Source organism: Chlamydiota bacterium, from assembly GCA_016178055.1.
GTDB lineage: Bacteria > Auribacterota > JACPWU01 > JACPWU01 > JACPWU01 > JACOUC01.
In genome coordinates this window covers 38000-50578 of sequence record JACOUC010000045.1, presented here as the reverse complement: position 1 = coordinate 50578, position 12579 = coordinate 38000, and the positions used below count along the sequence as shown (strand labels likewise).

Below are 12579 nucleotides of genomic sequence, written 5' to 3'. Positions count from 1 at the left end.
GAATATTTAAAATTTCTATCCGAATTAGAAAAGAAACTACCCAAAGAAGCAATGGCAGAAGTAATGAGGCATGTGTTGGAGCATCGATTAGGAAGAATGAGTGATGAGGAGCATTATCTTTATTTGAGACGATATCTAGAACCAAGACATGGAGAGAGGGTCTCCCCTCTTAATACCCCCTCTTTTTTTAAATTAGAAAAAGAGATTGAAAAGCTAGGGGATAGCGTAGAGCGTGCAACCTATCGAGGAAAAGCGAATGAGAAAGAAATTAAGAAACTTTTAAGGTTAGAAAAAGACTTTGCTCTCTTGAAAAGAATCATATCGATGGAGGGGAGTAGGGAAGACATTAATAAGCTCGAGGCTCGAAGCTCGACCCCAAGTCATCCGACGGGGCAGGGGCTCGAGGCAGAAGCAAAAACAAAACAAAAAGCAAAAACTGAAGAAGCGTTTACCTCGAGCCTCGAGCTTCGAGCCTCGAGCAAAGTATTATCCTCGAGCCTCGAGCTTCGAGCCTCGAGCAAAGTATTATCCTCGAGCCTTGAGCCTCGAGCTTCGAGCCAGAATATCTTTATCAATAACTTTCTCTCAAACCTTCAACGTATTGCAAAAGATCAAAATGTGGAATATGAACTTTCAGATTTCGGCAGCATCTTCGAAATTGCCCAAAAATTCTACGCAAAAGTTCTTGAACGGGAGCAGATCATCAGTGACAAATTGATAAAAGTTTTTGGGGAGAAGAAATTGAATGTTGGAGCATGCCTGATTGGAGGGTTTCACACCCAAGGGCTGAAAGATCGCCTCACTCAAGCTAAGATTGGTTACTGTGTGATTGCCCCTCATTTTGACCATCGCGATGATCGAAGCTCTTATTTTAGAAAGATGAAGGATTTTAATGAATTTCTTGCAGGCAATATTCGTGAAAATTTCATAGAGATGATGAAAAGATTAGGCCAAACGATGGTGGATTCAGCCTCCCTTGATGACAATCATTTTGATGAATGGATACGTCGAGCCCCCATTTTTCTATCCATTATTCAAGATTTGAGAATGAAATCAACTCCAGAGGGGAAACTACTAGGAGATCCTCAGTTGATGGATTTTGTTCGCAGAACCCGAAGTCTCCTTCTTCAAGGCGGCCTTACGGAAAAACTGACCCGAGGCTTTTTTAAAAAATCACTGGGAGAAAATAATGAAGATTTCGTTAAATTTATTGAGAAAAAAGATTCGAAGGACCCACCCTCTTTAAGCAAATTACTTCCCGCTACCGTCGGTCTCCATCAACAGATATCGGACTATGAAGCAGGAGTAACCTCTACGGCTACAGGAACCGGTTTTGCTCCAAATGCTGCTCCTGATGTTCGACCCGCTAGTGATAATGTAGCGATAGCCGCACTCGTTAGAAGTCGACGAATCTTTCAAATCGATATTGAATTGAGTTCGGATCCATTTAGGCAAGATCATAAGATAGGGCTAAGGGAAGTGGTGCAGACATCATCTGGGGTCGAACTGCAAGAGGCCCGAGCAAATAGTCATTTGGCTAGAATCATCAACTATCTTCGTAATCAAATTGTTTTTGATACGAGAGAAATTGAGGAAAGGTATCAGTCCAATACATCTTATACGATTCCCTCTATGCGTGTCATTGAGGGAGATGATGAGACGTTTGGAGTTCGAGACTCTGTGATTTGGATAGGCGAGGGCCTATTTAATCAGATTGCTGAAAAAGAACTTTCGTTACGTGAATTTTTTTCTTTGGATTCTTGGGAAGTTTTAGATTCAGAAGATGTTCGTCAGGAGATTGATCGGTTGAGAGGAAGAGCCCATTTAGAAAGAGACATGACCCCAAGACTTTTGGCGGCTTTGGAAAATGGCGAAGGCGTGGAGGGTCTAATTGAAGAAGATAAGAGTAAAGCTTCGGTCCTCTTAGCGAGAGTTGCGATGGGCCAATACGAAGCGAGCCCGCTTCAAATCGAGCGAGCCCGTTTCTCTGGAATCCCTCTTTTAATTGAAGCGATGGATTCTCGGATTTTGGGTGTAGGGCTTGAGCCTGATGATATTGAAAGGATTCGTGTCAACAGTCATGATTTTCAGGATTGGACTTCGGAAAGAAAACTTTTTTTCTTACGGACACTTGGTCCTGATTGTTCCAGACGATCTTTAGAAGGGGAAACATCTTTAAGAATTTTTCTAACAGATGAAGATTCTCAAGTTCGTACAGAAGGATTGAAAGTTCTAGAAGCATATTTTACCCGTTCTCTTAATAGAACCAACCGAAGGATGAGAATGAATCATCTTTATTATTTTCCATCTCCCCAGACCGTTCTCCTTTTATTGGATGGTCTTGAAGATTCTGATCCCGTGGTTAAGGAGAGAGCTATCAATCTCTTATGGCTCCTGGTGAAAAATGATCCATTTTATGTCATCGATGCTTTGGGTTTAAATTTTCTATCCTCTGCTGAGCAATTCAAAAGTAATAGGATGAATTCCATCGTCAGACTTCTAGCCTGGGATCCTTCTGAGATTGGGGTTACAAATGAAGCTAAAGTCGCTAGATTGAGGGCAAAGGCACGGGAATGTGCTGTTCTTCTTCTAGGCGAAATCGTTCGTTGGAGGGATGTACATGGTTCGCATTTGTTGCCTTCGGAAGATATTGAAAAAGTGGCAGATCTCTTTGTTGAAGAAATTCTCAAAAAAGATGATCATTTCTATCAGGCTCTCAGTGAGTATGCAAAACTCCAATTTCCGCATCGCATTGAAGAAGTGTTAACGGCCATAGAAGAACATTTTCCACAGTTATCTTCCATTCATCAAAGAGCTAGAGTCGTTTCCTTCTATGGTTCTATGGGAACTTGGGACGAGGTTTTTGAACCTATGAAAGCCAGGATTAATCAGTGGTTGAGGCCACTGATAGAATTAGGGAGAGCGGCAGAAGATGAAGAAATACAAGAAATTACCCTCGATGAAGGAACTCTAGTAAGGAAGGTCGATCCAGATCAGGATTTGTTTTTTAAAGAGCTTAGCGGGACTCTAAATGGAATTGGAGAAATAAATTTGCGTCAAGGCATGGAAGTCAGGATTGAAAATGGTTTTATCAATGGTCAAAAATTTTCCAAGTTAAGTGGACCTGTCAATCGAGATGGAAAGGCAGAGTATTCACTAAGGATTGGAGATTCGTTAGGGAGTGGTTTTTCGGGTTCCATTAATATTCAAATGGATGTTTCTGGAGGTCCTTTAAAAAGAGGAGAATCTCCTTCCTGGGATACACCTCTTCAAGGAACCATTTACAGTATAAGAATTTCCAGTATGAAAGATTTGAGGGCTCAAGATCGTGTTCATGTTCTGCGCCCCAGTGCAGTTATTATTCAGTCGGCTGTCGAAAATTTTAATTTTTCCTTAGAGACGGATGGCATTGATCTTATTCGTCCATTCTTGAGTTCTCTTCATCCTGGACTTCGAAGAAGTGCTATTGGGAGATTACGCACGAGTTTCTTGGAACAATACCCGGAATTTCGACGTGAAGTGATGGATCACGTTCTTGAACTTTGGCGTTCAGAAACCCATCCTCGTGTGTTAACCAGTCTTCTTTATCTGATCACGAATTGGGCCAGATGGATGGAGGGGGAGGACAGGGAGCAAGCCGGAAAATTATTGCGAGAGATGAGAGAGGAATATCGACGACGTCCAAAACAAGATATTCACGTCATGAATGAATTGAATAGTGAGGTTTTACTTCTTGAACCTGATGCAAAGGTCTATGCAAAGTTGTCGGAAGAGCCCATGTTGAAGCTCGCAGAAGAGCATGCAGAGCTTTTGCAAGAATTCATTGGTCACCTTAAAGATTATCTTCGAAGATATGACACCTTCATCGATACGACTGAAGATGAAGGGGTATTGGGTTTATCCACGTGTAATATTGTAAAAATGAATATTGGATTAAGAAACCTATTTGGCTTTGTAGGTACATTGAAGCATGAAGTGAGGCATCGTGCTGTAAAACTTACGAATGTTTCTTTGAAAAAGAATGAACTCTCTTCAAGAATTGAAGATGCACTCTGCGTCAAGGTTCTGGAGCGTCAAAGACTCTCTTTGACTTCTCCAAAAGATCAACAGTTTATAGATTTTAGAATTGCACAGACACGATCTAGCTTGGGGGGATTTGACAACGAAATTTATGGCCCGCTTTCTGATGAAATGAATCTTTTTCTGGAAAGAATTTTGAAGGTTGATGTTGGCCGTGAGGGCTGGATTGAGGAACTCAATCAAATTCTTCAAGAGGCTGAAGCTGTTATTGGTTTTTTTGTGCCGCCCGTAACGGAAAATGAAGTTACCTGGATGGATCAGGTGTTTTTAAGAGAGGAAATCGACTTAATCATTGCCTCGAGTCTGGACCCAGCCATGGTCCCTCTTTTTAAAACACTTGCTGAAGTATTAAAAGCCCATTTCAATAAATTTGCTCCTGAAATGGAACCATCTGAATCCCAAAGAGATCAGGTTCTAGCATTACAGACGATGATGATCAATTTTACAAGAATGCACATTCATCTAGAGGAGGATTTAAGAAATCGCTTGATGGAAATGGTCGCAAGTGAGCCGGCAAGAGGAGCAGTTTCTGAAGTTTTTCAACGAACCAGAACAGATGATACAGCGTGGAGCGGTGCGAAATTATGGGATGCTGCTTCAAAAGAATTGAGGAGTCATTCTTTAACTCCTGAAGAACGTGGCCAATTGCTTGTCAGACCCTTAGGGGTTTTTAGTGAACAATTAAGCCGATCAGACAATGGTTTTCGGGAGGTATCAGCCCATTTGCTTTCTAATCCTCGTTCTCAACTGTCATTGATCACCGCCACCATGCCCGGGACGTATCAATTAGTTGAAAAGATTTTCGAGTGGGTAGGGTTTGGTTTAGATGAGGCCAGCGATTTGTTGCGTAAATGGGGGCCAAAATTTGCCCCGGTTATTGAATTTTTTGGTTTACAGCTTATTTCTGAATGGTTGAGAGACGATATCGGTATCAAAGCAAAAATTTTTAAATCAGTTTTAATTTTTACTAGCTCGAATTTTGCTTTTTTTCTCTGCTCCATTATTCCAGGAATTGGAGGATATATTTATCTAGCCCTTTTTATTCATGCCTTTATTTTTGCGTGGCTGCATCGTGATGGAAAAAGGACACTCACAGATTTCGTTATTCTTTTCTTTGCAGATCTCGCGTTTAATATTCCCTTTATTTCTGTCATTCCAGGATTCAGTCGTAATATTTTTTCTGGATCCGGGGCTTTTTACTGGTCCATGATATTTCACTTCATATGGAACGGTGTTATTCAATGCTTGGAAAGTTTCTTTTATCATCGTGGGGATGAGGCTTCTTATCAACGGCTCATGCGCTTACGTGCGGTGATGGGAGATGAGAGTTCTCGGGTGGGTCAAATTCAATTTTTGAAGGAGAATGGACTGTCTAAAGCGTTTATTCCAATGACAGAGGAACTCGCTCAAGCGCTTTTAAAATATTTTAAGGCTGGTGGAGCATCGATCGCGGTCATGAATGGACCTCCTGGATTCACAGATTTGGTAGGCGTTGAAGGAGAAAATCTTGTTTTTAAAGTAGCAGGTAAGAGAGAGGAACGTTCTATTGTTGAAATTGTTCAGGGGAAGAGTCTCTTTGGTGTTCCTTTGGAATTTGTTGCTTCGAGTGTTTTAGATCGGTTGGTGAGCCAGCTGCAAGCTCGACTTACTGCGAAAAGTCAAAAAGGTCTTAAAAAGAAAAAAGAGGAAGAAAAAGTATTAAGGGAAGAGGAAGAAAGGAGGAGAAAAAAAGAACTCCGAAGAGAGAGTAAAGATGAGAGAATTACTAAGGTTATCGATAGAATAGAGCTTTTAATGGATACAGATTCATTTCAAGAATGGTATTTAAAGGTTGAAAAGCTTATTGAACCTTCGGTAAATCATTTAATTAACACTGTTCTTAAAAGAAGTCTTGCTTTTTTAAGAGTCTTAGATGTTAATTTCGTTAAAAGTACGCTTCGATATGGTTATCGCCATCGTCAAACGGCTGTAGAATTAGACCGATGGGATTCAACGGTTCAGGAAAAGCCTCAGCTTGAAAATGGGGGTCGTTCAGGTGATTTCTCTTCTGCTGAAACGGCGCATTTGCTCCAAATACTTCAGATATTTGACCATTTGATAGATCTTAATTTTGAAGCTTTGAAATTGATTTCGGGAGGACTTCAGACTACAAAAATACAGATTCGAAAGGCACTTGATCTGACGCGTGAAATGATCGTGTGCCTTGTTAAAATTGAAACAGGGGATACATCATTTCATCTTGCATCTGTTGATCCAAGAAAAGGTCCGTCGGATTTGCTTTTTAGCCGTTCAGTTGATCCAGATGTTATGAATAAGATGCAAGCATGGTTTCAGACATGGGATTTTTTGAATCAGGGTATTTATGAGCATATCCTTCAGTCTCGTTATATTCATACGGTTTCTCAAAAGGTTTTTCGGCGATGGTTAATGGATCTCTTCGATCTTCCGCCTGGAATCATTTCTCTTCAAGGATTGATTAATGATGTACATCAAAGAGCGATTCGAGCGATTGGAGAAGAGATAGATTCTTCTACTTATCGTCATAATTTTTCATTTAAGTATATGAAGGCGTTCAATATGCTTAACCTCACGGAGGGGACTCCAGAATATCGTCAGAGAATGGAAGATCGCATCTTGACTCTTTTGGATGAATCCATGCATGCCATGGGTCATTTGCAATCAGAGATTGGGGGAGGAGATACAGGCGCTGTGACTCTTCTGGTGATCAGAGGAAATGAATTTTGGCTTCATATTCCTATTTTCCAACATAGTGCACGCATGCATGTTAATTTAAATCCTCTGGCCGAGCGTGGAGAAATCAGACTCAATTATCAAGAGGGGGATGATGATGGAGGAAATCTAGCTCGTATTGATTTGTTTAGACGGATTCTTGAAGGTTTGGGTTTTAAGGTTTCTATACGCAGGGCCTCTTTTGAAGCTGTTCTAACGAAAGAGGAGGCTTCTTTTTCGGTAGAAAAAATGGAGCACTTGACAGTGCTGGTTCTGAGGATGATATTGCAAAGTTATAATCTCGATGTGGAGATTGGAAAAGTCTATCCCGTAGAAAATGAAGTAGGTCTTAATGATGCTCTTTCTAGAATGGCAGAAGTGTTTCGGGAAGAAGAAAGCCATCGATATTATGTGGGTAGTGATATGGATGATTTTGTGCAATCCACTCTGTTTTTGTCGGCCTATTTGAATGGGATAGGATCTGAAATGGAATTTTCAGGTGCCTTGCGCGACAAGCTCAATTATCAATTGGCATGTCTTGGATTGGCGCCTATTCCAAATCATGCTCACATGTCTCAGGTCGTTGTGGATCAGTATTACAATCAACCTTTGCTGCGGGCTTTTAAAGCGGGTTATGTCCAAATGGCTGATTTTATTTTGTTGGATCCTCGATCAGCCAAAAAAATGGCAGCCCGTTTTGCAAAACGCATTGTTGACCAAATAGATAAGGATCCTAAAGATGCAGTTGAAATGGGCTTGTTTTCAAGAGCGTTAGATGCTTATCTTGAATTTTACCCTGTTCTTTTGATGGGCCCTTATCTTGTTGAACAAGGACTGCTAAAATCTTTGCAGGGTGATGAATTTGTGATGATTCGTCTAAGGGATCCACAGACGAATGTTGTTTTATCTGCCTTGGCTTTTCGTGCCGTCTCCATTCCAAAGGATGGAACGATAGAGTGGACTTCTTCTAAACCTGTCTATTTAAATTCTCTTCATTTGGGCCGTATGACTGAAGAATTAAAATGGTCTATTTTGAAACCTGAAGAAGTCTCTCACCGTGAAATAGATGCAGTTTTGTCCTCTTTAACAAGTCGACCTCCTCCTGTACTGCTTCAAGACATGACCCCTATGGTTGTGATGGCAAGATCTATTCTTCCTTCTCGGTGGGGTCAAATTGTTTATCGTGATCAGGCTGATCAGGGAGGACGAGATTCCATTTTAGTTGTGCCATTCACGACCCCTTCAGATTTACCTTTGATAAAGAAAGTAGGGTCAATTGTGACAACCAATCCAAATGAGCTTTCCCATGCGGCTATTGTTGCACGAGAGCTGGGCACCCTGAGTGTAGCTGTTCAAGGGGAGTGGCGAGAAGGTAGGCTTTATCAGATTCGTTACGCTTGTCCTAGCAAAAATCATTCTACTGTGATCGTTAGAGGAAAAGAAGTTTCTGTTGCATGGGCCCTTTCAAGAGAGGAGATCCCCTGGGAAACAGGAGATCCCTTGTTGTTAGATGAGAATACAGGCTTCTATGTTCATATTTCTCAATACTCGCCTCAAATGTCGGTTTTAAATCAAATCGGCTCTTTACAACCTTCAGAAACTTTAATTCGGGGATGGTTGAAAAATCTTTTAAAGAATAAAAAAAATGAAGGCTTTCTTTTGATGTTGTATCTTTTAGATAGATCTTTAGACAAAACTTTGTGGCGGCTGATAGGAGAAACACTTGAAAAGGATTTAGAGGAATGGGGTCAAATTTCCGAGTGGGCAAGTATTTTTATGATGCAACATCGCAGTCAATGGCTTGGAAGAGTTTTTTATGAATTAAAAACGGCCCGTTCTCAAGAAGAATTTTTACTTAGATGGATTTCTTTTCTTCAAATAAGATTCTATATGGATGCCCTGGTATATGCCTTTATTGAAAATCCTTTTCCAGATGGAAATGAATCGGAACTTGTTCTTCTTGAGACTTTGGACCGATGGATGGATTTGGCTGTTCCTGCATCTGATGGAAAAATAGGATTAGGTGAGCCGAGAATTGAACACGCTCAAAGTCTAGATAAAGATGTTTTATTGTCAGAAGATATTCAATCTTCAAATCGTAACGTTTTGGGAGGAAAGGGGTTTCAGCTTTCGGAACTGGCTCATATTTCAGTGGAAGGTCAGATTTTGCCAACAGCCCCTTTTTTTATTGTGACTGCAAATGTGTTTTTAAAATTTTTAGAAGAGCAATTGTTGGGCCAAACTTTAGCCAGAACACTTCATTTGGGAAAATTGTCTGGACGTTCTTTGAAAGGGGTTCTATCAGAAATTCTGGGGAGCGAAAAATATGGAAAGGAATTATCCCAACGTTTAGCTTTGGCAAGAGAAGTGATTGAACGGACACAGTGGTCTGATTCTGAAGTGAGCGCTCAAAAGATTTTAGGGGCTTTTGATCATGTCATTGGAGAGGGTTCTTTGGCTGCTGTGCGTTCATCTCATGAGAATGAAGATGCCTCTATGCAATCTCATGCGGGACTTTATCGAACCGAACTGGGTGTTTCTCAGAGAGATCTTCTTTCAAATATTCAAAGAGTTTGGGCCTCTGCATTGAATGAAGAGGCCTTTGTGTATCAAGGAAGAAATTTGATATTGCCAGAGACGCTTCTTTCCCATCTTCAAATGGGTGTGGTAATACAGACCATGATCGCTGCAGATGCCTCAGGAGTGCTTTTTACCCAGGATCCTAATCAGCCTGAGAAACCTGGAGCGCTTGTCCGAGCCACTTATGGTCTAGGGGTAGGGGTTGTTGGAGGAGAGATTCCAGTAGATTCTTATCGCTTGAATCTTGAAACGGGGGAGCTTTCCCAAACAGCCCAGATTGCTCAAAAAAATCAAGCTTTTTACCTTCAGTCTTCAGGAGGTGTTGAAAATCGAGATGTTCCCATTTCCCAGCGGCATACATCTTCTTTGACTCAACAGCATCTTTTTCAATTAGCAAGAATGGCCCGTGCGATTAGAAATTATTTTAATCAAGAAATGGATATTGAATTTGCTGTTGTAGGAGACAAGGTTTTTATTCTCCAGGCAAGACCCATTACTTCATCTGTTCGTTCTCCCTTGCTGGGGCATCAGACTTTTAAAGATGAAAAGCTTTTGGACACTTTGCCCCTGAGCCCATGGTTTGAGCTTTTAGAGCGATATCCTTCATTTCAAATATTAATGTCTCCTTTAAGAAAGGCTGTTTGGAAAAAGGCTAAACATGTTCAAGCAGAGAGTGGAACATTTTTTGCAATTCGTGAAGGTGAAATCATTGTTGATGAAGACTGGCTTAATGAAATATCAGGTCAATCTCCTCATGAAAGCTTGGCTGTTGTTTCGCAATGCTTGAATTTAATCATTGCTTATCAAGTAGGGTCCTATTTGAAGGACGATGAAATCTTGAGGAATGTTCAAGCTTCATTGATGAAAAAATTTATTCTCTATGAGGAGCTTCGGAGAGGAAAAGGTCCCCTCAGAGTCCTTTGCGTGTGCTTGGGTAATTCTCATCGCAGTCCAACGATTCAGTATAGTCTTGAACATCAAAAGAGCATAGATCCTACCTTATCATCTTTAGAGATTTCATCAGCAGGCGTCTCAACGGGTGGGTCCAGGGATGGAAGTTCTCTAGAAGAAGAAATCATTAACATTGCTCATTCCATAGGCCTGGGCTCTTATTTTGTTCAACATAGACGTCAGCCTGTTACAAATGAGAGTATTCGTGACGCGGACTTGGTTATTGCGGCAGATGAGGGTATTTTGCAGGATTTGGAAAAAAAATATGCTGCTCATCCATCTAAAATACTCTTGTGGGGTGAAACGACAAATGCTCTTCCGGCTATTCTTTCACCAGATCTTGTTGATCCTGCAAGTGTTACTGACAAAATGACCCTTGTGATGCGGATGATAGATCGGCATATCAAGGAAGGATTCATTCCAGATCTTAAAGCGATTTTGGAAACGAGAAACGGTCATTTCTCTGGTAGCAAAGGTTTAGTGATGGCCGGGGAGCCGAATGAAGGGATGGTTTCATCCTTCGGGTCGTGTTTCTCTGAAAGTAGGCGTCGAACGCTAGAAGATGTTGTTCGGGACTCATCTTATACCGTTGACCATGTTCTTTTTGAATTAGGTCAAGCCCTGGAAGAATATCGAATGTCTTATCCAAAGCTTTATGGAAAAGAAATGGAACAGCATCAACTTCAAATGCTGATAGAAGAAGTCAGTGGGTTAATCGAAAAGGAAAGGGGAGAAGAGGTAAGAGGTATTGGGAGACGACTGGTGATAATTCAGACTTGCGCTGAAGTGGGTATCCCTATGGAAAAATTGAGAGAAATGAAGGAAGCTGCAAAAAATTTTGATGTTCATCAGACAGGGGTTGATTTTGAAGAGCATACAGTTCGAGAGGGAGATGAAGGAAAATCCGTTACGATAGATTCAGGTGTGTTAGAAGCGGTAGATGCTCAGACCTTGGGTTTGTCTGCTATTCTCTTCAATAGAAATGCTGCTGAAAAAACGTTTACAACAATGGAATTTATTGAAAACGCTATTGCTTATCCTGCCTTTGTCGAAAAATTAAGGAGAATGAAAAAAGGATTTATGGATCAAGTAAGCGGGTGGCTTGATAAGGATAATCGCCCTGTTTATTTCCCAGTGAGCTTGAAAATGTTGGAGGATCCAGATCGGGCTTTGGAAGTAATAAGAACTAAAAAAATATTGGAACAAAAATATAAAAATAAAGTGAAATTTATTTTCTTTGATGTGATAGGTAAAGATCGGTCTTTAACTTTACGGGAAGAGGCCAGAAAAAAATATGGTCTTGAAGAAAAAGATATTTTAGATGTTTCATCAGGAGAAGGGGAAGTTGGGGAACGTCTCATCGCTGCTATTAAAAGTTTTCATGAAAGGCTTTATTCAGGGCAATCTCTTGATATGACTCAGCAAATATTTGTTATTGGACATGAAGAGGATTGGGACCTTTATGGCCCTTATTTAAGGAGACCAGAGATTGGAGTTCATGCCGTCTATGGTGATAAAAATTTTGAGTTTGAACAGTTGCTCATGACGGTTTTATATTCTATGGATCGAGACGATTTTCTTCTAGCCATAAGAAATATTGGGATTTCTGATGGAGAGGCCCAAGCTTTATTAGATCAAAATGGAAGAGTCGTTCCACCTAAAGGATTTAAACCGGTCCGAAATAATTTTGAGAGTATCCGCCAAACTTTAGAAGTGACTGCAAATAGCATGTAAGCTTTTACCTAAGCGATTTTTTGATGATGAAGTGGAGTGTAATTCGGAAAGATCAATGTCCCTGGATGATTTATTTAGAAGGATTTTTTCCGGTGCAAAATTGGTCAATGGCGACTCGATCATTTTCAGAAATCTCGATATATTGAACAGCAATGTTATAGATTCCAGCTTTAAGCGCAGGTTCAACGCGGACGACACGACCTTTTAAATGAATGGGATCTTTGATATGAGGAAGAGAAAGATCGAACTCTATTTCTGAATTAACTGCAATGAGATCAGCGGATCGAAATAAAAGACCTCCCGCACTTAAATCGAGGGTGAGCGCAACTTCTTTTTTAGGAATCAGTTTCCCTAAAACTTTATATTCGATAAAATAACGTTCATCCTCTCCAAAGTAGCGTCTAAAATGTTTTCTACGTTCCTCAAAGCCCATGGGTTAATTATACTTGAAAAAAAGATATTTGAGGGTTTTAAATGCTCAATTTTGTGTTATATATTAGGAAG

General features: G+C 40.6%; 2 protein-coding genes. One reads left to right on the top strand and one right to left on the bottom strand.

Features of this window, described 5'->3' with window-relative positions; translation table 11 throughout:
- On the top strand, positions 1-12075 hold a 12075-nt coding region (locus HYS07_06870; protein MBI1870896.1), incomplete at its 5' end, for a hypothetical protein.
- 70 nt (positions 12076-12145) lie between these two features.
- Here HYS07_06870 and HYS07_06865 read toward each other — a convergent pair.
- Positions 12146-12508, bottom strand: a complete 363-nt coding sequence (locus HYS07_06865; protein MBI1870895.1) for a PilZ domain-containing protein — start codon at positions 12506-12508, stop codon at positions 12146-12148.
- Positions 12509-12579 lie beyond the last annotated feature (71 nt).

Excerpts from the sequence above, each read along its gene's own strand:
- HYS07_06865 (MBI1870895.1), bottom strand. The coding sequence starts at position 12,508 with ATGGGCTTTGAGGAACGTAGAAAACATTTTAGACGCTACTTTGGAGAG.